General features: G+C 43.7%; 23 protein-coding genes and 1 tRNA gene. 14 read left to right on the forward strand and 10 right to left on the reverse strand.

Going from position 1 to position 25,853, the window contains the following annotated elements:
* The first annotated feature begins 30 nt into the window (after nucleotides 1-30).
* The 3 genes from KSW37_RS03725 (at nucleotide 31) to KSW37_RS03735 (ending at nucleotide 2,984) form a co-directional block, all read left to right on the forward strand.
* Nucleotides 31-948 carry a ribonuclease Z gene (locus tag KSW37_RS03725; protein WP_217313367.1) on the forward strand — a complete coding sequence of 306 codons (918 nt, stop codon included), beginning with the start codon at nucleotides 31-33 and terminating at the stop codon, nucleotides 946-948.
* 91 nt (nucleotides 949-1,039) lie between these two features.
* Nucleotides 1,040-1,633, forward strand: a complete 594-nt coding sequence (locus tag KSW37_RS03730; protein ID WP_217313368.1) for an RNA polymerase sigma factor — start codon at nucleotides 1,040-1,042, stop codon at nucleotides 1,631-1,633.
* Complete coding sequence (locus KSW37_RS03735; protein ID WP_217313369.1) at nucleotides 1,626-2,984, forward strand: hypothetical protein; 1,359 nt, start codon at nucleotides 1,626-1,628, stop codon at nucleotides 2,982-2,984. Before KSW37_RS03730 ends, KSW37_RS03735 begins: the two co-directional genes overlap by 8 nt.
* A 125-nt stretch (nucleotides 2,985-3,109) precedes the next feature.
* On the opposite strand, the gene KSW37_RS03740 is transcribed toward KSW37_RS03735, so the two are convergent.
* The 5 genes from KSW37_RS03740 to KSW37_RS03760 all read right to left on the reverse strand — a co-directional run bounded on the left by KSW37_RS03740 (nucleotide 3,110) and on the right by KSW37_RS03760 (nucleotide 11,189).
* On the reverse strand, nucleotides 3,110-5,455 hold the full coding sequence (locus KSW37_RS03740; RefSeq protein ID WP_217313370.1) for a bifunctional dihydroorotate dehydrogenase B NAD binding subunit/NADPH-dependent glutamate synthase: 2,346 nt from the start codon (nucleotides 5,453-5,455) through the stop codon (nucleotides 3,110-3,112).
* Between the two features lie 202 nt (nucleotides 5,456-5,657).
* On the reverse strand, nucleotides 5,658-6,950 hold the full coding sequence (gene serS / locus KSW37_RS03745) for a serine--tRNA ligase (RefSeq protein ID WP_006848685.1): 1,293 nt from the start codon (nucleotides 6,948-6,950) through the stop codon (nucleotides 5,658-5,660).
* A gap of 263 nt (nucleotides 6,951-7,213) precedes the next feature.
* A complete protein-coding gene (gene rpmA, locus KSW37_RS03750) occupies nucleotides 7,214-7,504 on the reverse strand; it encodes a 50S ribosomal protein L27 (RefSeq protein ID WP_006848684.1) in 291 nt (96 codons plus the stop codon).
* 19 nt (nucleotides 7,505-7,523) lie between these two features.
* Nucleotides 7,524-7,841 (reverse strand): 50S ribosomal protein L21, encoded by a 318-nt coding sequence (gene rplU / locus KSW37_RS03755; protein ID WP_006848683.1) that lies wholly within the window; start codon nucleotides 7,839-7,841, stop codon nucleotides 7,524-7,526.
* Nucleotides 7,842-8,900: 1,059 nt separating this feature from the next.
* Nucleotides 8,901-11,189: an NADP-dependent malic enzyme gene (locus KSW37_RS03760; protein ID WP_117727682.1), complete on the reverse strand. Its 2,289-nt coding sequence runs from the start codon at nucleotides 11,187-11,189 to the stop codon at nucleotides 8,901-8,903.
* 159 nt (nucleotides 11,190-11,348) lie between these two features.
* On the opposite strand from KSW37_RS03760, the gene KSW37_RS03765 reads away from it, so the two are divergent.
* Complete coding sequence (locus tag KSW37_RS03765; RefSeq protein WP_117692418.1) at nucleotides 11,349-11,966, forward strand: TetR/AcrR family transcriptional regulator; 618 nt, start codon at nucleotides 11,349-11,351, stop codon at nucleotides 11,964-11,966.
* Between the two features lie 112 nt (nucleotides 11,967-12,078).
* On the opposite strand, the gene KSW37_RS15955 is transcribed toward KSW37_RS03765, so the two are convergent.
* Nucleotides 12,079-12,564, reverse strand: coding sequence for a GNAT family N-acetyltransferase (locus tag KSW37_RS15955; RefSeq protein ID WP_233400807.1), 486 nt, complete (start codon nucleotides 12,562-12,564; stop codon nucleotides 12,079-12,081).
* Between the two features lie 596 nt (nucleotides 12,565-13,160).
* Between KSW37_RS15955 and KSW37_RS03775 the strand changes: the two genes are divergently transcribed.
* From KSW37_RS03775 to KSW37_RS03805, 7 genes are all read left to right on the forward strand, one after another.
* Nucleotides 13,161-13,931, forward strand: a complete 771-nt coding sequence (locus KSW37_RS03775) for a Rossmann-like and DUF2520 domain-containing protein (RefSeq protein ID WP_217313372.1) — start codon at nucleotides 13,161-13,163, stop codon at nucleotides 13,929-13,931.
* 58 nt (nucleotides 13,932-13,989) lie between these two features.
* The gene (locus KSW37_RS03780) at nucleotides 13,990-14,508 is read left to right on the forward strand and encodes a KdsC family phosphatase (protein WP_217313373.1); all 519 of its coding nucleotides are present in this window, start codon (nucleotides 13,990-13,992) and stop codon (nucleotides 14,506-14,508) included.
* A 93-nt stretch (nucleotides 14,509-14,601) separates the two neighbouring features.
* Nucleotides 14,602-15,231: a Maf-like protein gene (locus KSW37_RS03785; protein ID WP_217313374.1), complete on the forward strand. Its 630-nt coding sequence runs from the start codon at nucleotides 14,602-14,604 to the stop codon at nucleotides 15,229-15,231.
* A gap of 76 nt (nucleotides 15,232-15,307) precedes the next feature.
* Nucleotides 15,308-15,772, forward strand: coding sequence for a Fur family transcriptional regulator (locus KSW37_RS03790; RefSeq protein WP_217313375.1), 465 nt, complete (start codon nucleotides 15,308-15,310; stop codon nucleotides 15,770-15,772).
* Nucleotides 15,773-15,795: 23 nt separating this feature from the next.
* Nucleotides 15,796-17,070, forward strand: a complete 1,275-nt coding sequence (locus tag KSW37_RS03795; protein ID WP_153084850.1) for an adenylosuccinate synthase — start codon at nucleotides 15,796-15,798, stop codon at nucleotides 17,068-17,070.
* A gap of 98 nt (nucleotides 17,071-17,168) precedes the next feature.
* Nucleotides 17,169-18,536 (forward strand): histidine--tRNA ligase, encoded by a 1,368-nt coding sequence (gene hisS / locus KSW37_RS03800; protein WP_217313376.1) that lies wholly within the window; start codon nucleotides 17,169-17,171, stop codon nucleotides 18,534-18,536.
* 124 nt (nucleotides 18,537-18,660) lie between these two features.
* Nucleotides 18,661-19,653, forward strand: a complete 993-nt coding sequence (locus KSW37_RS03805) for a rhamnogalacturonan acetylesterase (protein ID WP_217313377.1) — start codon at nucleotides 18,661-18,663, stop codon at nucleotides 19,651-19,653.
* Nucleotides 19,654-20,023: 370 nt separating this feature from the next.
* On the opposite strand, the gene KSW37_RS03810 is transcribed toward KSW37_RS03805, so the two are convergent.
* From KSW37_RS03810 to KSW37_RS03820, 3 genes are all read right to left on the reverse strand, one after another.
* A tRNA-Cys gene (locus tag KSW37_RS03810) sits at nucleotides 20,024-20,094 on the reverse strand.
* 407 nt (nucleotides 20,095-20,501) lie between these two features.
* Complete coding sequence (locus KSW37_RS03815) at nucleotides 20,502-20,723, reverse strand: hypothetical protein (protein WP_217313378.1); 222 nt, start codon at nucleotides 20,721-20,723, stop codon at nucleotides 20,502-20,504.
* Between the two features lie 35 nt (nucleotides 20,724-20,758).
* Nucleotides 20,759-21,571: a hypothetical protein gene (locus tag KSW37_RS03820; RefSeq protein ID WP_217313379.1), complete on the reverse strand. Its 813-nt coding sequence runs from the start codon at nucleotides 21,569-21,571 to the stop codon at nucleotides 20,759-20,761.
* A 130-nt stretch (nucleotides 21,572-21,701) separates the two neighbouring features.
* On the opposite strand from KSW37_RS03820, the gene KSW37_RS03825 reads away from it, so the two are divergent.
* From KSW37_RS03825 to KSW37_RS03835, 3 genes are read left to right on the forward strand one after another with little or no spacing between them, the layout of a single operon-like run.
* On the forward strand, nucleotides 21,702-22,976 hold the full coding sequence (locus KSW37_RS03825; RefSeq protein WP_006848668.1) for a replication-associated recombination protein A: 1,275 nt from the start codon (nucleotides 21,702-21,704) through the stop codon (nucleotides 22,974-22,976).
* 59 nt (nucleotides 22,977-23,035) lie between these two features.
* Nucleotides 23,036-23,671, forward strand: coding sequence for a trimeric intracellular cation channel family protein (locus tag KSW37_RS03830; protein WP_217313390.1), 636 nt, complete (start codon nucleotides 23,036-23,038; stop codon nucleotides 23,669-23,671).
* Between the two features lie 49 nt (nucleotides 23,672-23,720).
* The gene (locus KSW37_RS03835; protein ID WP_217313380.1) at nucleotides 23,721-25,229 is read left to right on the forward strand and encodes a glycoside hydrolase family 10 protein; all 1,509 of its coding nucleotides are present in this window, start codon (nucleotides 23,721-23,723) and stop codon (nucleotides 25,227-25,229) included.
* Between the two features lie 110 nt (nucleotides 25,230-25,339).
* Here KSW37_RS03835 and KSW37_RS03840 read toward each other — a convergent pair whose 3' ends face one another.
* On the reverse strand, nucleotides 25,340-25,789 hold the full coding sequence (locus tag KSW37_RS03840) for a hypothetical protein (protein ID WP_006848665.1): 450 nt from the start codon (nucleotides 25,787-25,789) through the stop codon (nucleotides 25,340-25,342).
* Nucleotides 25,790-25,853 lie beyond the last annotated feature (64 nt).

Consider the following 25,853-nt stretch of genomic DNA (forward strand, 5'->3'; position numbering starts at 1 on the left):
CATGTTGAACCTGTAATTTATGATTTAGTTTTGGAACCATTTAAAGTACATATTTTGGGGTGTGGCAGTGCTTTGCCCACCCTTAAGCATAGTGCCTCGGCTCAGATTATTGAGATGCGGGGCAAATGCTTTATGATGGATTGTGGAGAGGGTGCCCAGATGCAGTTCCGTCGCACTCATGTTCACTTTGCTAAGATAAATGCTATCTTTATTTCGCACCTTCATGGTGACCATTGCTTTGGCTTGCTGGGACTTCTTTCTACCTTAGGTATGCTGGGTAGAACGGCTAAGTTAAAGGTATATGCACCAGAAAGTTACGGTGATTTGTTTAAGCGTCAGATTGATTTCTTTATGCAGGGAATGGAATATGAAATCGAATTTGTTCCTGTAGATACCGAAATGTCGCAAGTAGTTTATGAAGATCATTCTGTAACAGTAGAAACCATTCCTCTCCAGCATCGTGTGCCTTGTTGTGGGTACATCTTCAGAGAGAAACCGACACTACCTCATATCCGTCGTGATATGATAGATTATTACGAGATTCCTGTAAGCCAGATCAACAACATCAAGAATGGAGCTGACTGGACTACGAAGGAGGGTGATGTAATACCTAATGCCAGATTGGTAATGCCTGCCGTTTCTCCACGCAGTTATGCTTATTGCAGTGATACCCGGTTTGTTCCGAACTTGGCAGAAAAGGTAAAGGGGGTTACGGTGCTTTATCATGAGAGCACCTATACTTCGGAGAATGAGGACAGGGCTAAACTCTATTATCACAGTACTGCTCGACAGGCTGCAACTATAGCCAGAAATGCGGGTGTAGGCAAACTTCTTCTGGGGCATTATAGTGCACGATATAATAATGAAGAGGTATTGTTGAATGAAGCTAAAGAGGTGTTTGCGGAAAGTTATCTTACTCAGGAAGGTAAAGTGTTCTCTATAGAATAATGTAGAAATATAAAAAATGCCTTGTATCAAAAAAAAAGTTCATTTTTGATGCAAGGTTTTCTCTTTATATCGTTTAATCATTAAAAAGGATTTGAAATTGGAATCGGAAAAGGAACTCTTAGACGACATCAATAGCGGCAGTCGGGCAGCAATGCACAGATTGTATGAACGCTATGTGGGGTATGCCATGGCCGTAGCGCTGAGGTATGTCCCTGTACGCGATGATGCTGAGGATGTAGTGCAAGATAGTTTTATAAAAGTCTTTTCCGGCATTTCAAAATTTGAATATCGGGGTGAGGGCGCTCTTCAGGCTTGGCTCTTGCGGATAGTGACAAATGAAGCTGTCAACTTTGTAAGGCAGCAAAAACGCTTCACTATTGTGGACGAAGTTCCCGATGAAATTGAGGATGAAGAGCCTGAAGTAGAAAGAGTTCCGCCTGCAGAACTGACAAGAATGATAGGAGAATTGCCTGATGGGTACAGACTGGTTCTTAACATGTTTGTTTTTGAACAGAAAAGCCATAAAGAAATTGCACAGCTGTTAGGCATCAAAGAAAGTAGTTCTGCTTCACAATATTTGCGGGCGAAAAAGCTGTTGGGCAAAAAGGTGAAAGATTATCTGAGCCAGGCAGATTGTAGTAATAATAAAGAGTTGAATCATATAAACGAGAAAAGTAATGAGTAACGATTGGACAAATAAACTTCGAGATCAGTTGGCAGACTACCAAGAGCCTGTCAGCCACGACTTGTGGGCTGGGATAGAACAATCGCTTGCTCAGTCTACAAAGGTTGGTGATGAGGAAAATGATGTAAAAAAGACACCACAGGCTCGTTATGTTGTCTTGAAAAGATGGTCAGTAGCTGCAGCAATTGCTTTATTGGGAGTAGGAGGCAGTTATGTTTATCTGCATGATGATGAACCGGGACAGGCAAACTTGGCTGTTCAGAGTTCTTTCTCTACAGCATCAGGTTCTAGCAGGACTTCTTCTGCTGTCCGTGCAGAAGCACAATCGGCAGGAAGTAAAAATGCTATCTTGCTTGCTGAAAACAATGCATCTGCACATCAGGTGAATCGCCATTCATCGGGGCGCCAATTGAACCATAGTAAATCTTCTGTCTCTTTCCAGGAGAGGACTGTTGCTGCTGATAATGAAGTAATGCTTGCAGCAGAGGTAGAAATGCCAGAACAGTCTGTTAATGCAGAGGTAAATGGTCGGGATTTATCTGTTTTGCAAAAGCAAAATGAGGATTCTGAAAGACAGATGGCCGTTTCTTCTAATCATGCAACCAAGCCGTTGGAAGCAGATGGTGGGCAGAAGCTTTATGCAGGCAGGGCGCAGGATGGTCATTTTGAACGCAGTTATAAGGACAAGTATGAACAGAACTGGACCATGAACCTGTATGCAGAGAATGTAAGTCTGGGATCTGGCAGTGATGGAATGTCAAACGGCATGTATGCGTCTTCAGATCCTCTTGCTGGTGGCGGCTTTGCTGATCATGGTGTTTTCCTGGCTGCTGCTTCTCCTTTAAGATATGCAATACCGAAATATGTTGAAGCGAAACATCATGCTCCTTTGGCTATAGGTGCTCAGGTTGGTATCGGACTTGCGCCTCGTTTGTCTTTGAGTACCGGTGTCGTTTATACGCGTGTTGCTTCTGATTTCAAATCTTATGGCGTTTCAGAATTTGATACACATCAGGTTTTGCATTATGTGGGTGTTCCACTTGGTTTAAACTATGCGGTTTGGAGCACGGGAGGCTTTCATGCGTACGTAATGGCGGGTGGAGAAGCCGATTTCAATGTAAAGAATGATACAAAGGTTTCTGGTCAAAAAGAGGACGTGAAGCGTGATGGCGTTCAGTTCTCGGGTAAGGCTTCGCTTGGCGCACAGTATGATGTTACACCACAAGTAGGCTTCTATATTGAGCCAGGTGCAAAATATTATTTTGATAATGGCAGCGAAATAGAAAATACGTTTAAAGATAAGAAGTGGAATTTTAATCTCCAGTTCGGACTTCGTATTAATCTGAAATAGTGTTTGAGTCCAATTATTAATAAATATATGTACGAACTACATTTCATTTTATAACATTACATACGAGAAAAGGAAAGGGCAGTCTGCGTGATGCATGGCTGCCCTTTTATTGTTTCCCGTTTTTCTTATTTATTCAATAATTTTTCGCTCATATTGAGAGCGGCCTTTCTGCCGTCTCCCATGGCAAGAATTACTGTGGCTCCTCCTCGTACGATATCGCCGCCAGCGTAGATTTCTTCGATAGAACTCTGCATCTGGTCGTTTACGGCAATGGTGTTCTTCCGGCCGAGTTCCAAGCCTTCGATACTCTGAGGAACGAGTGGGTTAGGACTTACACCTACAGCAACAATTACCTGGTCGCACTCCAGCGTGATGGTCTCGCCTGTAGCTTCCGGACGACGACGGCCGCTGGCATCAGGTTCGCCAAGCTTCATCACATCGAGAACTACAGCCTTTACTGCGCCCTTCTCATCTGCCTCATATTCTTTAGGATTGTGCAATGTAAAGAAGTTGATTCCTTCTTCCTTGGCATGCTTCACCTCTTCGAGTCGGGCAGGCATTTCAGCCTCCGAACGGCGATATACCAAGGTTACGTCTGCTCCGAGTCGTTTTGCAGTACGGCAACTGTCCATAGCTGTGTTACCGCCGCCTACAACAACCACCTTCTTGCCTAAGTTGATAGGGGTGTCGCTATGAGGATTGGCTGCATCCATCAGGTTTACACGTGTAAGATATTCGTTAGAAGACATGATGTTCAAGGCATTCTCTCCAGGAATATTCATGAAGTTTGGCAGACCCGCACCTGAACCGACAAAGATTCCCTTGAATCCTTGTTCTTCCAGATTTTTTACGGAAATGGTCTTGCCAACGATGCAGTCTGTAATGAACTTTACGCCCATCTTCTGAAGATTTTCAATCTCTACATCCACGATAGCATTAGGCAAACGGAATTCCGGAATACCATATTTCAATACACCGCCAATCTCGTGAAGCGCTTCGAAAACAGTAACATCGAATCCCTTCTTTGCCATATCGCCTGCAAAACTCAATCCGGAAGGTCCTGAACCGACTACAGCTACCTTGATGCCATTAGCCTCATCGCACTTTGGTACAGAGATGTTTCCACTCTGGCGTTCGTAATCGGCAGCAAAACGCTCCAGGTATCCGATAGCTACAGCAGGCTCGTTCATCTTGAGATGTACGCACTTGCTTTCGCATTGCTTTTCCTGTGGACAAACTCGTCCGCAAACGGCAGGTAGGGCAGAGGTGTTCTTTAAAACCTTGGCTGCGGCAAGGAACTGGCCCCGCTCAATGTTCTTGATGAATGAAGGAATGTTGATGCTTACCGGGCAACCTTCCATACAGGTAGGTTTAGGACAGTCGAGACAGCGTTTGGCTTCGGTCAAAGCCATTTCCTTGGTCAAACCGATATTTACCTCTTCCGTACGGGTTGTGGCACGGTAAAGAGGGTCAAGTTCTGGCATCTTTACGCGCTCTATAGCTGTGCGTTCTTTTGCTTTCATCGAAGCGCGTAACTCCTTGCGCCACTCAGCGTTGCGGTCTGTCAACTCTTCGATGCTCGCATCTGTAGGTTCTACGTCCATGGTTACATCCGTAGTTTCTTTCTTCTTTCCTGCGTCTACAGTTGCAAGGTGCTCTTCGAAGTGTTCCATCTCTTCGCGTTCAACATCCTTGAAGGTGCCCATGCGTTTGAACATCTCATCCCAATCTACCAGAGCGCCGTCAAACTCAGGACCATCGATGCAGACAAACTTGGTCTTTCCACCGATGGTCAGGCGGCAGGCACCGCACATACCGGTTCCATCCACCATGATTGTATTGAGTGAAACGTCTGTGGAAAGATTGTATTTCTGGGTCAGGAGACAGCAGAACTTCATCATGATAGGAGGACCGATGGCGAAAACCTTATCGATATGCTCCTGATTGATAAACTTCTCGATTCCTACAGTTACAACACCCTTCTCGCCGTAACTTCCGTCATCGGTCATGATGATGAGCTCATCGCTAGATGCACGCACTTCATCTTCCATAATCACGAGTTCTTTGTTTCTGCCCGCGATTACAGAAAGAACTCTGTTTCCTGCGGCTTTCAGTGCCTTGATGATAGGGAGCATAGGAGCTACACCTACGCCACCTCCGGCACAAATGACTGTTCCGAAGTTCTCGATATGTGTAGGATTTCCAAGTGGTCCCACCACATCGTGAATCTCATCACCTTCATTTAGGGCGCAGAGTTTGGTAGATGAAAGACCTACCTTCTGCACAACCAGCGTGATGGTTCCTTTCTCAATGTCAGCATCAGCGATGGTCAGCGGCATACGCTCGCTGTTGTTGTCTACACGGATGATAACAAAGTTACCTGCCTTTCGGCTTTTGGCAATAAGTGGTGCTTCTACATCGAAGCGGAATACTTTCTCTGAGTATTGTACTTTCTTGATAATCTTGTTCATGGGCTATTAAATTTCTTAATGCTGATAAATTAATTTTTCTGGTTAGCTGTTTAGAGTTTGCTTCATGGTACATAAAATGCAAAAGGATAACATCGGCTACCTTTGTGGCAGTCGAAGTTATCCTCGTACAATATATGTTATTTTTGTTTTTCGAATGTTTTGTATAATCGAGAAAAACAGAAAGTCTTACCGATACTTCAAATTAATCGAAATTTTTGTCATCAAGCATCTCGAAACCGCAGTATGGAACCAATACCTTAGGTACGCGGATTCCTTCTGGGGTCTGATTGTTCTCCAAGATGGTTGCTACGATACGTGGCAAAGCAAGAGCTGAACCATTCAATGTGTGGCAAAGCTCAATCTTCTTGTCATCTGTATGGCGATAGCGGCAGTGGAGACGGTTAGCCTGATAGCTCTCGAAGTTAGATACTGATGAAACTTCCAACCAGCGACCCTGTGCAGCACTCCATGTCTCGAAGTCGTAGCAGATAGAAGAGGTGAAGCTCATATCACCACCGCAGAGACGGAGGATATGGTATGGCAATTCCAACTTCTTCAAAAGACCTTCAACATGGTCGAGCATCTCGTTCAAACTCTCGTAAGAGTGACCTGGCTTATCGATGCGAACAATCTCTACCTTGTCGAACTGGTGCAGGCGGTTCAAACCGCGAACATCCTTACCATAGCTACCTGCTTCGCGACGGAAACAAGCTGAGTAAGCACAACGCTTAATAGGGAGATCTTTCTCATCGAGAATAACATCGCGGAAGATGTTGGTTACAGGAACCTCAGCAGTAGGGATGAGGAAGAGATTATCCAGATTAGCATGATACATCTGACCTTCCTTGTCTGGCAACTGACCGGTACCGCGACCAGAGTCCTCGTTTACTACGTAAGGAGGCTGAATCTCCAGATATCCGCTCTTGCGAGCCTCATCGAGGAAGAATGCCTCAAGCGCACGCTGGAAGCGAGCCATCTTGCCGATATATACAGGGAAACCAGCACCGGTAATCTTAACGCCGAGGTCGAAGTCAACAAGATTGTATTTCTTCAAGAGATCCCAATGGCAGAGAGCATCCTCACCGAGGTTTGGCTTTTCGCCGCCTTCTTTCACAACAACGTTGTCGGCTGCGTCCTTACCTTCAGGAACCTGCTCGCAAGGAATGTTAGGAATTTCGAGCAACTGGTTGGTCATATCGTTCTGAGCTTTCTCCATGATCTCTTCAAGAGCCTTGGCGTCCGCCTTGAGCATAGCTACCTGAGCCTTTGCGCTCTCAGCTTCCTCTTTCTTACCTTCCTTCATAAGGGCACCAATCTGCTTAGCAAACTGGTTAGCCTGCTGCTTGTTGTTATCCAACTTCTGCTGAGCTTCACGACGAATCTTGTCGTACTCCAAAACTTTCTCTACGGCCTCACGAGCATTTGGAAAATGCTTCTTTTCGAGACCCTTAACTACACGTTCAGTTTCCTCACTGATAAGTTTAAGTGTAAGCATAAAATGTCTTTTAATTAAATAATTTACTATTTGTAGGCAAAAGTACAAAAAATATTTGTGATAGCGTAAAAAAATGCTGACTTTTTTACAGGGAAGGGTAGAATTAAAGTTTTTTTGTGGTTTTACAGGGTTAAGGAGCTTAGAGAAAGGGGGTGTGGTGTAATCCGTGCCTAAAAACTTATATAAACGAAGAAAGCCTGCTCTAGGTATGAGCAGGCTTCTATGTTGTTTGTTTGGAATAGTTTTTTCTAAAACTTTAAAAATTAAGCGTCAGCTTTTTTGGTCTTCTCAGCGTAAACCTCTGGAGAGAGAACAGAAACTGTACTCTTGTCCTTGCGGCCCTTGTGGAAGTAAACGATACCATCTGCCAAAGCATACAATGTATCATCCTTACCCTGAGCTACGTTCTCACCTGGGAAGTGCTTGTTACCACGCTGGCGAACGATGATGTTACCTGCGATGATGCTCTGACCACCCCAGATCTTAACGCCTAATCTTTGTGAAGCTGATTCACGGCCGTTCTTAGAACTACCAACACCTTTCTTATGTGCCATTTTCTAATTCCTCCTAATTTTAAGCGATTACAGATTTGATTGATACTTCAGTGAACTGAGCACGATGACCATTCTTCTTGCGATAGTCCTTGCGGCGCTTCATCTTGAAGACGATTACCTTGTCACCCTTTACGAGTGGGTTCACTACTTCTACTACTACTTTTGCACCCTCTACAGCTGGTGCACCGACAGTGATTGAGCCGTCTTTGTCAACGAGCAAAACCTTGTCGAACTCAACAGTCTGACCTGCCTCAACATCCTTGATGTGATGTACGAAGAGCTTCTTGCCCTCCTCAGCCTTGAACTGCTGACCGTTAATTTCTACAATTGCGTACATTAAATTAATTATATAAACGGGTTTCTTCGGGAGGCGTCCTGCATTGTGCCGGATCTTCTTTGAGCCCCTTCGAACTAAACTTTTCTGTAACATTTGCCCAATCCATGAGCATTCGGGGTGCAAAATTACAAATTATCTTTGATATGAACAAAATGTTGGGGAAATAAAGATTGCTTTTTAGAAAGATTTAACAGAAAAGCCTGTTTTTTATAAGAATACCGATTATTTATCTACCAGATAAGGGACTCGTGAATAGTATAATGTTCTTTATTGGGTTCAATAATATACTTCCTTAGGTTCAATGATATACTTCCTTAGGTTCAATGATATGTCTCCTCTGGTTCAATGATATGTCTTCTCTGGCTCAATGATATGTCTTCTCTGGTTCAAGGAGATGTCTCCTTAGGTTTAAGAATACGACTTCTCTGGTTCAAGAAGATACCTTCGTTAAAGTTATGACTAGTGTCGGCAGCTCTGCTGAGCCTAGTCAGCACGTCTGCTCACTATAGTCGGCAGGTCTGCTCACTGCAGTCAGCAAGTCTTCCAAATCAAGTGATACTACCTTTTAATAGTATACTTCCTTCTTGGGAACAATATACGCTATTTGCTATTTAATAGGGGGGAGGTGTATAAAAAGAAAAAAGCGATGACCTTCACAGGCTACCGCTCCAAATCTTCAATAGGTATTAGTTTCCATTAAGGTAAAAAGATTGTTTTCAGGATAACTGGTTGCAAAGGTACATGTTATTTTTCAATTAACCAAATATTTATTTGATTATTTTTATTGTAACTCTGCTGTGTGGGCACACATATACAATATTTAACTTATATTAGGAATAAAAACTGTGCAAACGTTTGCGAAGTTCGCTTCTTTTACTTTTGTTTAGACATCTTTATAAGTATAAAGAGAAGAGCTGTTTTATAAGTATAAAGAGAAGAACTGTCGGATGTTTTAGTGAGGAAGAGAAAATAAAAACAGGTTGACGCTGTTGCGCCAACCTGTTCATGGAAAATACTATTATCTTGTTCTATCTGTTCAAATCAGGAGAGAAAAGCGATTTACTTCTGTTTCTTGATTTTCTCTACGTAAGCATCAATTACAGCTACTGCTGTGATGTTTACGATATCCTGTACACTGCTCTCTGAGTCAGTGAAGTGGATAGGCTTGTTCAATCCCATCTGGATAGGGCCGATAATCTCAGCTTCAGGATTCAAACCCTGTAGAAGTTTGTATGCACCATTGGCGCTACTCAAGTTAGGGAACACCAAAGTGTTAACGTCTTTGCCCTTGAGGCGGGAGAATGGATACTTCTCGTCGCGCAGATCCTTGTTGAGTGCATAGTTTACCTGCATCTCACCATCGATAGCGAGTTCAGGGAACTCCTTCTGCATCTCAGCAACGGCTTTCTTTACCTTAACTGGTGAGCCGATATTGTCTGTACCGAAGTTTGAGTAGCTTAACATGGCCATAACCGGCTCTTCGTTGAAGAACTTCACTGTACCTGCAGACAGTTTGGCAACATCAATCAGTACATCTTCGTCTGGGTGGCGGTTGATGAGCGTATCTGCGATATAATAAATACCCTTCTGTGTGTTAAGAATGTGCATGGTACCGAAAGTCTTATATGGCTCACGGATTCCAATTACATCTTTTGCCACCTTAATAGTATTGCTGTACTTTGTGTAAAGACCAGTGATGAATGCGTCAGCATCACCCTGTTCTACCATTGACATACCGAAGTAGTTGCGCTCGTACATTTTATCATAAGCTTCCTCGAAACTGTAGCCCTCGCGAGCACGCTTCTCTGCCAGATGCTTGGCAAACTTAGCACGGCGGCCCTGTTCGTTATCGGCACGCATATCTACAATCTCAATATCTGAAAGGTCAAGCTTCAAACGGCTAGCTACACGGTTCAAGCGGTCTGGGTTGCCCAACAGGATTGGCTGGCAGATTCCCTCTTGCTTTGCCTGGACTGCAGCCTTCAGCATAGTTGGGTTGCCACCTTCTGCGAATACTACACGCTGTGGGTGAAGGCGCGCTGTATCGTGGAGCTTGCGGGTCAGTTTGGTCTCCTGACCAAGCAACTGGCGTAAATCCTGCTTGTACTTCTCCCAGTCTGTGATAGGGGTGCGAGCCACACCACTTTCCATTGCAGCCTTGGCTACGGCAGCAGAAACTTCTGTAATCAAACGTGGATCTACAGGTTTCGGAATGAAGTATTTAGGACCGAATGTAAGGTCGTTAACGTGGTAAACATCGTTTACTACATCAGGAACCGGCTGCTTAGCCAAATCGGCAATTGCATGAACAGCAGCCATCTTCATTTCTTCGTTGATAGCACGGGCGTGAACATCGAGTGCACCACGGAAGATGTATGGGAAACCGATTACATTGTTAATCTGGTTAGGATAATCTGAGCGGCCAGTTGACATCAATACGTCAGGGCGGCTGTCCATAGCGTCCTCGTAGCTGATCTCAGGTACTGGATTAGCAAGAGCGAAAACGATAGGGTTGTCTGCCATAGAGCGGATCATATCCTTAGAGAGCACGTTACCCTTGCTGAGTCCTACGAATACATCGGCGCCTTTCACAGCCTCTTCGAGTGTATGGACATCGCGACGGTCTGTAGCAAAGAGCTTCTTCTGCTCAGTCAGATTTTCGCGGTCGCTGGTGATGACGCCCTTGGAGTCGAGCATAACGATGTTCTTTACCTGTGCACCGAGCGCTACGTAGAGTTTTGTACAGCTGATAGCAGCTGCACCAGCACCATTTACGACAATCTTCACATCGGCAATGTTCTTTCCTGCTACCTCAAGAGCGTTCTTCAAGCCTGCTGCAGAGATGATAGCAGTGCCATGCTGGTCATCGTGCATTACAGGGATATCGAGCGTTCTTTTCAGGCGCTCCTCGATGTAGAAACATTGAGGCGCCTTGATGTCCTCCAAGTTGATTCCACCAAATGTAGGAGCGATTTTCTCTACGGTTTCACAGAACTTTTCTGGGTCTTTCTCATCGATTTCTATATCGAAGACATCCACACCGCCGTAAATCTTGAAAAGCAATCCCTTACCTTCCATCACTGGCTTTCCGCTCATGGCACCGATGTCGCCAAGTCCGAGCACTGCTGTACCATTACTGATAACAGCAACCAGGTTACCCTTGTCAGTATACTTGTATGCATCGTCTGGGTTCTGCTGGATCTCAAGACATGGGAATGCCACACCAGGAGAGTAAGCAAGGCTCAGATCCGTTTGTGTGTGATAAGGTTTTGTTGGCTTAACCTCAATCTTGCCAGGACGGCCAGTCTCGTGATAACTTAAAGCCGCCTCTTTTGTAATTTTTACCATAACAATATATTGGTTTAAAGTTTATTCTTCTTTCATATTCGTGGATTTTTGGCACGAAATTTAAAAGTTTGTGCAAAGGTACAAAAAAACTTAGTAAAAAAGAATGGTTTTTTGATTTTTTTTGTATCTTTGCACAAAAATAGTCTTCAAACAAGTAAAATGGCAGAAATCAATCAATATAGACAAGAACTGAAAGACAGAATCATCTCTTATGCGATGCCTGAATTCTATAAGCGTGGAGTAAAAGCTGTCAAGATGGATGAAATCTCACAGGGGCTTCATGTATCTAAGAGAACTGTGTACGAGATTTTCGGTGACAAAGAAGAATTGTTGCTTGCTGGTATGATGCGTCAGCTAGAAGAAAATCGTTCGAAGTTAGAGAATTTCGCCAAGACCCAAGCGAAGAATGTGATAGATATTATCAGCTATGTCTATAAATTGCAGATGGAGCGCAATGGGATGGTGGGCGTTCTTTTTTATGAGGAGGTTCATAAGATGCCTCGTGTAGTGAAATTCTTCCAGGAAAATCATGCTCATGAACGGGAGGAGAGCGTGCGTTTCTTTGAGGCTGGTGTCAAGGAGGGGCTTTTCCGTAAGGATGTAGACTTCAATGTTGTTATGGACATAGGACATGTAATGATGGAGGAAATCATGCACCATCAGCTCTATCGTGTTCATTCGATGCAGGAGATATACGACAATTATATTTTGTGCCTGATCCGTGGATTCTGTACAGAGCGCGGTTTGGAGCAGCTTGACCGTGCTTTAAAAGAGTAGAAACGTAGGCTTTAATATACAATTATAGTTTTGAAGCGAATGTGTAATTACGTTTTTAAAAAGAAAAAGAGGTTTCGGAGATGCTTTATATTGGCTCACGGAACCTCTTTTTTTAATCTTTGTATAGCCAGTGGAGGAGCAGGTTTATAACTCTTGGATAGAAGCGGAACCAGCGAAACTTAGTAACAGGTTTGCCTCCGAAACCGAGAATGAATTCCCGGTAGAGATTACTCTTAAGCGGAAGTCCAGCGTCCATAAAGTGGAGGTGTTGGGCATCCTGCTCCTGTGCATCAGAGAGTGCTTGCCAGATGGTCATTGTGTCCGGATGCAGATGGATGTAAGTCTTTCTCTTGAATGCAGAAAACCAAAGAAAGGCATTGCTTTGGTTGTAGATGCATGTATAGCCGCCAATCACTTTGTCCTTATAGGTGATGATGACGTTTCTGGCATTGCTACTTGTACTCAGTTTCTGGAAGAATGTTTCGTCTGGAACAAAACGGCGAAGTTTCAGCCGATAATAATTTTTGAGCAACTGGTGATAACGATGGATGTCTTCGGGTGAAGTTGCCTCTCTACAACTTATTCCCTTTTTCTTCATTTTTTCAATCATAGCAATTTGTTTGTCTGAGAGTCGCTCTTGGGGAAGTTTGCTGTGTAGGGAGTTATGTATCTCTTGCCAGGCAATAGGTACATAGCCCAGCTTTCTGAATTCCCGGTAACCTAGCATCTTTTTGCTCATTCTGGAAAATTCGATGTAAAAGCAGAGTCGTTTGTGTAAGCGGATAGTTATGCTGCGGAGTAACAGTGGGAAAATTGCATTCTGTTCTGCATCGGGTGCATAAAATCCCTCTCCATACGCGTGCGCGTGCGTATATAAATAAGGTGGGAATAAAGATTTGCGGTGATAGAGGATGACGAGCATTTGTCCTACCACCTTGTTCTCCTGTGTGGCAACAGCCATAAAAGGGGTTATGCCGGGTGTTTTTTCAAGAATCTGAAAAAGCTCCAAGCTATGAAAAAAGTCGCCTTTCAATAAATGCGGCATTTCTTCCAGTTTACCATATATTTCTACTTCATATTTTCTCACGAAGGCAAAAATAATAAATTTATCATAAAAAAGCAAGAAAAAGGGCTCCTCTATCGTTATTTTTTAGTATTTTTGCATAAAAAGTAGAACTTTAAACAAAATTACGTATGAAAATAGTGTTTATTGGGGCAGGTAATCTTGCTACCAATCTTGCGCTCGAAATATCGCAATCAGAACATCAGATTGTACAAGTTTTCAGTAGAACTTGGGAGTCGGCCTCTCTATTGGCTGAGAAGGTGAATTGTGAGCCTGTCAATGAGATGAGTAAGGTGGTTTGTGATGCAGATTTGTACATAGTTTCAGTCAAGGATGATGCGCTTGAAATGCTTATTCCTGAACTGTGCAAAGGAAGAGAAGGTAAGATGTTTGTTCATACAGCTGGTTCCATGCCGATGGATGTCTTTAAAGGTTATGCCTGTCATTATGGCGTATTTTATCCGATGCAGACTTTTACGAAAGACAAAAAGGTAGCATTCGAAAATATTCCTATTTTCATTGAGGGATGTGGTGCTTTTGAAACATCTTTCTTGAAGAGGCTGGCAGAACAGATTTCTCGTAGTGTCTATGAATTGGATTCTGATAATCGTAAGTATCTGCACCTGTCAGCTGTTTTTGCTTGTAATTTTGCGAATCATTGTGTAGCTATAGGTCAGCAGATTCTCGAAAAGCATCATATTCCTAGCAGCGTTCTCCGTCCTCTGGTTATGGAAACTGTGGACAAGGCTTCTTCGCATTCGGCTGCAGAAGTGCAGACGGGACCAGCTGTTCGTGATGATAGAAATGTGATGGAAAAACAAATGCAACTTCTTGAAAATCTGCCGGAATTGCAACAGGTTTATGAAATAATGAGCAAAAGCATATTCAACTTCAAGAAATAAAACGGTTGTCGGTTTAAGTTTGCAGTTTGGAATTTAAGTTCTAAAAACAGAAATAAATATGATAAATTACGATTTAAATAAGATAAAAGCAATCATCTTTGATGTTGATGGAGTGCTGTCAAGACAGACCATCACGCTTTCCAGTGCCGGCGAACCTTTGCGTACTGTTAATATCAAAGATGGCTATGCCATTCAGTTGGCTCAGAAGAAAGGTGTTCGTGTCGTTATTCTGACTGGCGGTAATTCACATGCCATACAGGTGCGCTATGAAAATCTTGGTGTAGAGGATATCTTCATGGGGTGTTCTGTAAAGATAAAGACTTATGAGGAGTTCAAGCAGAAATATTCAATTACTGATGAGGAAGTAATATACGTAGGTGATGATATTCCTGATTATGAGATTATGCGTCGTTGCGGATGTCCATGTTGCCCAGCAGATGCATGCTCCGATATTAAAGAAATTTCTACTTATATCTCATCATGTAATGGAGGTGATGGAGTGGGGCGTGATGTTGTTGAACAGGTGTTGAGAGCCAAGGGCTTATGGCTTTCGGATGCTAAGGCGTTTGGGTGGTAGAATTTAGTTGATAGTTGAAAGTTGATAGTTTATAGTAGAAAGTTTGCAACTGAATTTTAATCATAAAGTTCAAAGTAATAAGGTTTAAAATAAATGAATTATAAGATCATTTTGGCGAGTAATTCGCCTCGTCGCAAGGAACTTCTGGCAGGTTTGGATATTCCTTTCGAGGTGAAGGTGATTAGTGGTATTGACGAAAGTTATCCTGCCGACCTCGATGCTTATAAGGTCGCAGAATTCATCTGCAAGAAAAAGGCTGAGGCTTATCGTCCGCTTTTGAACGGAAATAATAGTGTTGAAGAGTTGGACGAGTCAGAAACTTTGATTCTTACAGCAGATACGGTTGTAATAGCCCCAACAGCTGGCGAACAGAATGACCAGGAAGGAATGGGAGTTATTCTCGGGAAACCTCGTGATGCAGAAGATGCCAGACGAATGCTGAAGATGTTGAGCGGAAAGACACATCATGTAGTTACAGGTGTTTGTCTTACTACCCAGCATAAGCAGCGTTCCTTTTCTGTAACAACAGAAGTAACGTTCAAACCGCTTTCTGATGATGAGATCAGTTATTATATAGATCATTATCAGCCGTTTGACAAAGCTGGTGCCTATGGCATTCAGGAATGGATCGGTTACATAGGTTGTACGGGGTTGAAGGGAAGTTATTTTAATGTGATGGGGCTTCCGGTTCAGCGTATCTATGAGGAATTGAGGCGAATTTAGATTTTTTAAAATTAAATATTGTTCTATGTCGTAGATAATGAGTATCTTTGTGCGTTTTATGTAACTAACAAGGATTATGAGTGAAGAAATTTTAGCAAAAGCTCATGAGGTTTTGGACAATTATATGGAGAGCAATCATCACCGACGCACTCCGGAGCGTTCCACTATCCTCGACACCATTTATTCTATGGGAGAGCATTTCTCGATAGAAGATTTGGGCAGAGAGCTACTGAAAAAGAATTTTCGCGTAAGCAGGGCTACGCTTTATAACACACTGCATCTGTTCCTGGAACTAAGGCTTGTGATAAAGCACAGTCTGGCAGACGGCACCAAGTATGAGGCCAGTTATAGCGAGGACAATCATGTGCATCAGGTTTGCACGATTTGTGGCAAGGTAACCGAAATTGTAGCACCGCAGGTTACGGCTGCAGTGAAGGATATCAAGATGCAGCGCTTTCGTAAAGATGCTTATGCTCTTTACATCTATGGTGTATGCAGTGGCTGCCAAAGCAAGATGACTCGCAAACGCAAAAAAGAATAAGTATCAAGATAAAAAGATAAAAAATGAACACAGGTAAAGTAGATGTCCTGCTGGGTTTGCAGTGGGGCGATGAAGGTAAAGGTAAGGTGGTTGACGTATTAACCCCTAAGTATGATGTCATTGCTCGTTTCCAGGGTGGTCCTAATGCTGGACATACATTGGAGTTTGAGGGCGAGAAGTATGTGCTTCGCTCTATCCCTTCTGGTATTTTCCAGGGTGGTAAGGTGAACATTATCGGCAATGGTGTGGTTTTAGCTCCAGACCTCTTTATGGGTGAAGCTAAGGATCTCGAGAAGAGCGGTCATGATTTGAAGAGCCGTCTCTACATTTCTAAGAAGGCACATCTCATCATGCCTACTCACCGTGTACTCGATGCTGCAATCGAGGCTTCTAAGGGAAAGAACAAGGTTGGTACTACTGGTAAAGGTATCGGTCCTACTTATACTGACAAGGTTAGCCGTACCGGTCTTCGTGTAGGCGATATCCTCGACAATTTCGAGGAGAAGTATGCTGCTCATAAGGCTGCTCATCTCAAGACCATCGCCAGTCTCGGTTATACTGACTTCGATATTACAGAAGTTGAGAAGACTTGGATGGAGGGCATCGAATACTTGAAGCAGTTCAAACTTATTGATAGCGAGGTAGAAATCAATAAGGTGCTCCGTTCCGGCAAGGATATCCTCTGCGAGGGTGCTCAGGGTACTATGCTCGATGTTGACTTCGGTTCTTATCCATTCGTTACTTCTTCTAATACCATCTGTGCAGGTGCTTGCACCGGTTTAGGTGTCGGTCCTAACCGCATCGGCAATGTTTATGGTATCATGAAGGCTTACTGTACACGTGTTGGTGCAGGTCCATTCCCTACAGAGCTCTTCGATGAGACAGGTGCTAAGATCCGTGACCTCGGTCATGAGTATGGTGCTGTTACCGGTCGTGAGCGTCGTTGTGGCTGGTGCGACCTCGTACAGCTCAAGTATTCTGTCATGGTGGACGGTGTTACTGAGCTTATCATGATGAAGAGTGATGTGCTCGATGGCTTCGATACCGTTAAGGCTTGCGTGGCATATAAGTTGAAGGATGGTTCTGTTACAACAGATTTCCCATACGAAATCGATGATGTTGAACCAGTTTACAAGGAGTTTAAGGGCTGGAAGACAGATATGACAAAGTTCACATCTGAAGATCAGTTCCCACAGGAGTTCAAGGATTATATTGCTTTCATAGAAGAGTTCCTTGAGACAAAGATCGGTATCATTTCTATCGGTCCAGACCGTGCTCAGACTATTGTACGCAAATAATTTTATAGTGATTAATGTTTAGTGATTAATGTTTACTTTGAGGGTTTAACATTGCGCTGAACATTAATCACTTCTCATTAAACAATAAACATTAATAAATGGCTCAGAAACCAAGTATACCAAAGGGCACGAGAGATTTTGGTCCTGTTGAGATGGCGAAACGCAACTACATCTTCAACACCATCAAGGAAGTATATGCTCTTTATGGATTCCAGCAGATTGAGACCCCAGCCATGGAAACCCTTCAGACTTTGATGGGCAAGTATGGTGAAGAGGGTGATAAGCTGCTTTTTAAGATATTGAATTCAGGCGACTATATGAATAAGGTGAGCGATGAGGATATTCATGCTCTCGGATCACTCAAATTAGCAGCGAAACTTTGTGAGAAGGGTCTTCGTTATGACTTGACTGTTCCTTTCGCACGTTACGTAGTGCAGCACCGCGAGGAGTTGCAGATGCCTTTTAAGCGTTATCAGATTCAGCCAGTATGGCGCGCAGACCGCCCTCAGAAAGGACGTTACCGTGAGTTCTATCAGTGTGATGCTGATGTGGTTGGCTCTGATTCTCTCCTGAACGAGGTCGAATTGATGCAGATTGTTGATACTGTGTTCACCAAGTTTGGTGTTCGTGTTTGCATCAAGATTAATAACCGAAAGATTCTTACCGGTATTGCAGAGGTTATTGGTGAGGCAGAGAAGATTGTAGATATCACAGTAGCCATCGATAAGCTGGATAAAATCGGACTTGACAATGTAAACGAAGAGTTGCGTAATGACGGCATTTCTGAAGAGGCTATAGAGAAGTTGCAGCCAATCATCTCATTGTCAGGAACTAATGATGAGAAACTTGAAGTGATAGCGAAGGTTCTCGAAGGTTCAGAAGTTGGTTTGAAGGGTGTAGAGGAAACCAAGTTTATCCTCGATACTTTGAAAACTCTTGGCTTGAACAACGAGATAGAACTGGATCTCACCTTGGCTCGTGGCTTGAACTATTATACGGGTGCAATCTTCGAGGTGAAGGCGCTTGATACTCCAATGGGAAGTATTACAGGTGGTGGTCGTTACGACAACCTTACCGGCATTTTCGGTTTGCCAGGTTTGAGCGGTGTAGGTATCAGTTTTGGTGCTGACCGTATCTATGATGTATTAGGTGCGCTCGACCTTTATCCGAAGGAGGCTGTAAATGCTACCCAGGTACTGTTCATCAACTTTGGTGAAAAGGAGACTGCTTACTGTCTGCCTATAGTAAGTGCAGCTCGTGCAGCCGGTATCCGAACCGAAATCTTCCCTGATAAGGCGAAGATGAAGAAGCAGATGAGTTATGCTAATGCCAAGAACATTCCATTTGTTGTGCTTGCAGGTGAGAACGAGATGGTTCAGGGCAAGGTTACTCTTAAGAATATGGAAACTGGCGAACAGACCTTGGTTTCTGCCGAGGAATTGATAGCCAAAGTAAATAAATATTAATACTCTCTTTCTCGTCCTCTCGTGCTCGTATATGTGAATATGCAGTACGGCAGGGCGAGAGCTTTTTATATGTTATCTTGTATGCAAATCTATAATTATAGTAAATTCTAAAAACTACAGACAAATGAAAAAAATTAAAGCTATTTTATGTGTATTTATGCTGGCGTTGCTGATGACATCCAGTACGAAGACAACAACGATTTTCGTAATTGGTGATTCTACTGCTGCCGAGAAAGCCGGTTTTAGAAATAGTCCTGAGCGAGGATGGGGTATGGTATTACAGGGCTTTTTTGATGACAAGGTGATTGTTGACAATCATGCTGTTAACGGCCGTTCCTCTTTGAGCTTTATCAATGAAGGAAGATGGAAAAAGGTTTTGGATAGAATAAAGCCAGGTGATTATGTGTTTATCCAGTTTGGACATAATGACGAGAAGCCAAAGCCTGACCGTCATACTGATCCGGGATCTACTTTTGATGCAAACCTTGCCAGGTTTGTAAATGAGACCCGTGCCAAGGGTGGCAATCCTGTACTGTTCAATGCGGTGGTTCGTCGCTGCTATTATTCTGCAGAATTGAAGAATGATGATGACGAGAAGCTTCGCAATAAAGTATATGATGGAAAGGAGCAGATTAATAGCGATACGCTTATCGACACCCACGGAGCTTATGTGATAGCTCCCCGCAATGTAGCAAAGCAGCTGAATGTTCCGTTTGTTGATGCTACCAAGATTACTCACGACATAGAAACAGGCATGGGTATTGAGGGTAGCCGCAAATTACATATGTGGTTTATGCCTGGAGAAAATCCGCAGGTTCCTAAGGGTAAGAAAGATAATACTCATTATAATGTATATGGTGCTCGTGTAGTTGCCAGTGCGCTTGCTGATGCAGTAGCTGAGCAGGTTCCAGCGCTGAAGTCTCATGTCTGCCATTATGATTATGTTGTCTCTGCCGAAGGTCGTGGCAACTTCATGGATTTGCAGAAGGCTGTAGATACAGTTCCTGTAGGTAAGAAGGCTGTTATCCGTATTTTGGGTGGTGAATGGAAGAAGCCAATCATCGCAAAAGGCAAGAAGATTAAGTTTGTTAAGTCATTTGGTGCTAAAATCAAATAATAACAGGCTTTTCAAAAAACTTTGTAGATATACATAAAAGGGGTACTTTCACAAGCACCCCTTTTCATATTATACAAAAACATTATGAATTATTTCTATTAGCGAACAAGATTTTAATTTCTATCTTTGTCTCAATTATCTAAAAGTTTCAAACGTTCATCAGAATTGCATTAGGCAGGGAGTGATTCCTGTTCATAGGATAACCTCATTTCTGATGTTTATCATTTACGGTTGCAAAGGTACGAAGATTTTTGTAATCGTGCAATACCTAAAAATGGGGGTTTTGGTGAATACCTAGAAATGAGGAATGAAAATGGGGGAGAGTAGATATGAAAAAAGGAAGTCCTTATTGAAGAACTTCCTTTTTATGAGGTGTCTAGCGGAGTCGAACCGCTCTACACGGTTTTGCAGACCGTTACCTAACCGCTCGGTTAAGACACCTTGTGTAGAGCAATCATTTCTGATTTGCGAGTGCAAAGGTACTACTTTTTATTGGTTCTACCAAATTTTTATGCAATTTTTTTTATAAAAACAATCACTTTCTTTGTATCTTGCTCATAATGAGTAGGTTCTGAAATGCATTATTTTTGCTTGGTTTCCTCGCAGCATGACAGTAAAAGTAGCTTTTTTATGAAAACTACTCTTGTTCTTTCCGCTGAGTAGCCTCTTTCTTTTTATTCTTTTGGCATTTCTCTACAAACGGGCAGCCGGAACATTGATAGTTTTTGCACTCTCGGGCTTGTTTAATGGCGCGGTAGATACAAATGGCGGCATACGTTACGCATGCCGCCAATATGATTGCTATGATGATATACTGTATCATAAGCATAGATATAAATATGACGATACTAACCTACGGCGTTATAACCGTTGGTTGAGTTCTTGCGCATGATATCGCGGATGTTCATTTCCTTGAAACCTTCTGCGCGCTTCTGCTCTTCAAGTTCTTTCTCTTCCTCGATGTCCTTTTCTGAACGGGTGAAAGTGAAAGCCTTGTACTTAAATTCTGCAATCGCCCAACCTACGAGGCCAACAGCGATCAATGCAGCAAATCCAATTAATGCGTTCATTTTTTTCTTTATATTATAATAATGTATAAACTGAATTAATAATCTTCGTCGGCTACGTCTTCAGCATCATCAAGACCAAGGTTCTCCGGGTCTTCGAAGGTGGTGCGGTAGCTTTCCTCTGTAAGCTTGTCGTCATCGAATGCATCATCATCCTCGTCAGGATCGTTGTAGTGATCCTCGATTTCTGGAGCATCCTCATCGTCATCCTCATCAGGGTCGAGCAAGTCATCGTTGCGCTTCAGATCATTCTCGTCATCGAATCTCATGCGGACCTTTTCTACCTTAGGCTTCTCCTTGGCAAAAATAGCTTCTACCCAAGAACCCTTTGGTACAACGAGCACCTCGTAGTCATCGGCGAGTTTCTTCTCGTAAAGACCACCCGGCTTTTTCAAGCGGTCAGCAGGAAGAGTAGTAGTGCTGATGTCGAAATTACTTTCGATGATGTCCTGAATGCTTTGAGGCAGACTCTCCCAACCACCGCCAAAGTTACGCTCCAAGAGTTCTATGAGCTTATTGGCGGTGATGTGACTTACATTTTCGTAAGTAAGGTCAGTAACACGCATGATAGGGCGCTTTTTGATGGCATACTTCTCCTTCTTGTCGTTGATGCGGAAAGTACCAATCTTGAAGCCGCGTGCCATCAGTTTGTCAATCACTTCAGGACGGTCTACCGTCACTGGTTCCATTTCGAATGCGCTGCGGATAACTGCGATATACTTGTTCTGGTAATCCTTGAGGTCAGTATCCTTTTCTGCTGCTTCCCAAAGACGGAACACATCGTTCTCCTGCAATTCCCAAATGCTACTTTTAGTAACATTCTTCAGTGTTAATATTTTATCTTTATTCATCTTCAATTGTGTTTGTGTGTGCAAAAGTAAGTACTTCTTTTTATATATCCAAATTTTCTTGCTATTTTTTTGTGTTTTTGGTCACTTTTTTATTTGGAATTCGATTTTTTTCATTACCTTTGCACGTACTATGAGTGAACCGTTAGCTGAAAGAATGAGACCTCACACGCTTGCTGACTATGTAGGACAGCAGCATTTGGTAGGTGAGGGGGCCGTGCTGCGCAAGATGATTGACGCAGGGCGCATATCCTCTTTTATCCTCTGGGGACCCCCTGGAGTGGGCAAGACTACCCTTGCTCAAATCGTGGCACAAACCATCAAGGTGCCGTTCTTCACCCTCTCTGCGGTGACCAGTGGCGTAAAGGATGTCCGCGAGGTGATAGAAAGAGCAAAGAGTGGTAGATTCTTTAATTCGGCTTCTCCTATATTATTTATTGATGAGATTCACCGTTTCTCCAAGAGTCAGCAGGATTCGCTATTGGGCGCGGTAGAGAAGGGCATTGTTACGCTGATTGGTGCTACTACCGAGAATCCTTCGTTCGAGGTGATTCGTCCGCTGTTGTCTAGGTGTCAGCTCTATGTGCTCAAACCGCTCGAAAAGGCTGATCTTGAAGGACTCCTGCATCGTGCCATTACGCAGGATGTAGAACTCAGAGAGAAGAATATTAAGCTGGAAGAGACAGGCGCGCTGCTGCGATATAGTGGTGGAGATGCCCGAAAACTGCTCAATATCCTGGAACTGGTGGTAGAATCTGCCGGATCTTCAGAGATTGTGATTACCGACAAGATGGTAGAAGAGCAGTTGCAACAGAATCCGCTGGCTTACGATAAACAGGGTGAGATGCATTACGATATTATCTCTGCTTTTATCAAGAGTATCCGTGGAAGCGATCCCGATGCTGCGCTCTATTGGATGGCGAGGATGATAGAAGGAGGAGAAGACCCGCAGTTTATTGCCCGTAGGGTTGTGATCAGTGCCTCTGAGGATGTGGGACTTGCTAATCCGAATGCACTCCTGCTTGCCAATGCAGCCTTCGATACGGTGATGAAGATAGGGTGGCCCGAAGCGCGTATCGCCCTTGCTGAGGCTGTGGTTTATCTTGCCACGAGTCCGAAGAGCAACAGTGCTTATCTGGGCATTAATGATGCGCTGGCTACTGTACGGCAAACGGGTAATCTGCCAGTTCCACTGCACATCCGCAATGCTCCTACCAAACTGATGAAAGATTTGGGCTATCATGACGGATATAAGTATCCTCACGATTATCCGGGGCATTTCACCGAGCAGCAGTATCTGCCAGACGAACTGAAGGACGCCCGTTTCTGGCATGCGCAGCATTCGCCTTCCGAGGAGCGCCTCTACAACTGGATGGTTACCTGCTGGGGAGAAAGATTCAAGAATTAGTGATTAGAAAGAATAATTAGAAATTGATATTTAGAACAACTAACTGATACGAGAAAATGATGATACAAAACGATCCGGAATTCGTGCTCACGCTTCATAGTGTGATAGAATTCATCGGAACATTTGCTTTTGCCCTTTCGGGCATTCGTCTGGCTGCAAGTAAGCACTATGATTGGCTGGGCGGTTTTGTTTGTGGTGTGGCTGTAGCCATAGGTGGTGGAACCATACGCGATGTGATGCTGGGGGTGCGGCCGTTTTGGATGTTGAGTCCTATCTACCTGATTTGTACGCTGTTTGCTCAGTTGGTAGTGATTGCTTGTCACCGCTATCTCAAGCGTCTTGACAATACCTGGTTTCTGTTTGATACCTTGGGCTTGGCGCTTTTCAATATTGCGGGCATCCAGAAGTCGCTCGAATGTGGTTTCTCCTTTTGGGTAGCCATCATCATGGGCTGTATTACTGGTGCCGCAGGCGGTGTAATCCGCGATGTGCTACTCAATGAAGAACCGGTTATCTTCCGCAAGGAGATTTATGCGATGGCTTGTGTCGCCGGTGGCTTGACTTATTGGGGGTTGAGCTATTTGGGTGTGAGCCTCTATGTTACGGTGGTCGCTGCTTTCAGTGTGGTTTGCGCCATCCGGTTGCTCGCCGTAAGATATCATATCTCGCTCCCGAAGCTGAGGGATGAAGAATGACAGCCTAATGAAGAAATAAAATGAAAATTGATAATTAAACAGATAATAGATGAAAAGACTTAAAGCGATTTTGATGCTCGTTGTTGCTCTGATGCTGATGTCATCGGCAACAATGAAGGCTCAGAACAAACGAGAGTTTCGTGGAGCTTGGATACAGTGTGTTAACGGGCAGTATCTGGGCAAGAGTACACAGCAGATCCAGGCGATGCTTACCAGACAGCTTGATGAACTGCAGAAGGATGGCGTGAATGCGATTATCTTTCAGGTTCGTGCCGAGTGTGATGCTCTGTATAAGAGCGATTTAGAGCCTTGGAGCAAGTTTCTTACGGGAGTGCAGGGAAAGGCTCCTTCTCCTTATTGGGATCCGTTGCAGTGGATGATAGAACAGTGTCATAATCGTGGCATGGAACTTCATGCATGGATTAATCCATATCGTGCCAAGCATAGCGTAACTTCTTATGAGCAGGTTTCGCCGAAAAATATCGTGAAGAGACGTCCTGATCTCTGTTTTCAGTATGGCAGGCAGACGTTGTTGAATCCTGGATTACAGGCTGCAGCCGACTATATTTGCGAGGTGGCTGTAGATATAGTAAGCCGATATGACGTTGATGGATTCCATATCGATGATTATTTCTATCCATATCCTGAGGCTGGACGTCAGATTCCTGATCAGCAGCTCTACCGTCAGCAGTCTCGCGGCATGCGAAACATAGGTGATTGGCGCCGTGATAACGTGAGCCGGTTTGTAAAGCAGCTCAGCGAAACCATCCATGCCGTTAAGCCTTGGGTTAAGTTTGGTGTTTCTCCATTCGGAATCTACCGTAACAAGCGTACCGATCCTAATGGTTCAGAAACCTTCGGCCTTCAGAATTATGATGATCTTTATGCTGATGTTTTGCTTTGGGTGAATAATGGCTGGATAGACTATTGTGTGCCTCAGATTTATTGGGAGATAGGCAATCGTGCTGCTGATTACAAGACGCTCATTACCTGGTGGAACAAGCATGCTGGCAACCGCCCATTATATATAGGTGAAGATATTGAACGTACAGCCAAGTTTGCTGATCCTGCCAATCCGCGCAGTCATCAGTTGCCTGCCAAGCACCGCTTACATCAGCAGATGCGCAATGTGAAGGGCACTGTGCTCTGGTATGCGCAGACTGCTGCCGATAATGTAGGTAATATCGGACATACACTCCGTAACAATTATTGGAAGTATCCAGCATTGCCACCATCTATGCCTTTCCTTGATAATAAGGCACCAAAGGGGGTGAAGGGTGTCAAACTGATGTGGACCGAGAAGGGTCCGCTGCTGGTATGGAAGGCTCCTAGGGCAAGCAGGAAAAAGTGGGGCGATCAGGTGAACCGTTTCGCCATATACCGTTTTGAGAAAGGTGCTAAGGTAAATCTCTATGATGTTTCGGCACTCCAGGCAGTTACTTATGATAATTTCTATCGCATTCCTTATGTGAGTGGTAAGAAATATGTATATGTTGTTACTGCTCTCGACCGCGTAGGAAATGAAAGTAAAGGTAAGAAAAAGAAAATATCTTTCTAAATGGGTTAAGATGATATAAACAGAAAAACCGTTGTACTCGACTGGAGAGAGTGCAACGGTTTTTATTTGATGGGATGGGGGTACAAGATAGCCCTTCCGTCCGTATCATTTTATTCTTTCAGCAGGTCGTTAAGGAAGTTGTCCAGATCGTTGTCCAGATTCTCCATCAAGTCACCACCTACGATGATTGTATCATCGTCAGCAAGATAGAGCTCGCCAATATGCTCTTTATCGTCATCTTCGAGCACAAAGCTGTATGGCTTGAGGATGCCGAGATGATCTATGATATCTGCCTGTTTGCGCAAAACATCGCGAAGCAGCTTTGCTACCTCGTCGTAGAAGTCTTCATCCTTGTTTTCTATCCATTGCTCAACAACGCAGCGGGTAATCTCGTTGTCATCGTCGTCAAATGCCAGGAGTTCGCCACTGTCTTGCGAAACCCTTACGTGGATGTCGGTCATTTGAGAAGTCTCGTCGTCAGATTCTGGCGCAGGGAACTTTTGAGCCACTTTTCTGATAAAGCGCTCTACTTGCATGATTGTTTGCTCTAATGTTTCCATATCAATTCTTTAATAATCAATGCAAAGATACATAAAATTTTGATTCCACCAAAAGAAGTTGCTA

Source organism: Segatella copri, from assembly GCF_019127135.1.
In the GTDB taxonomy this organism is placed as follows: Bacteria; Bacteroidota; Bacteroidia; order Bacteroidales; family Bacteroidaceae; genus Prevotella.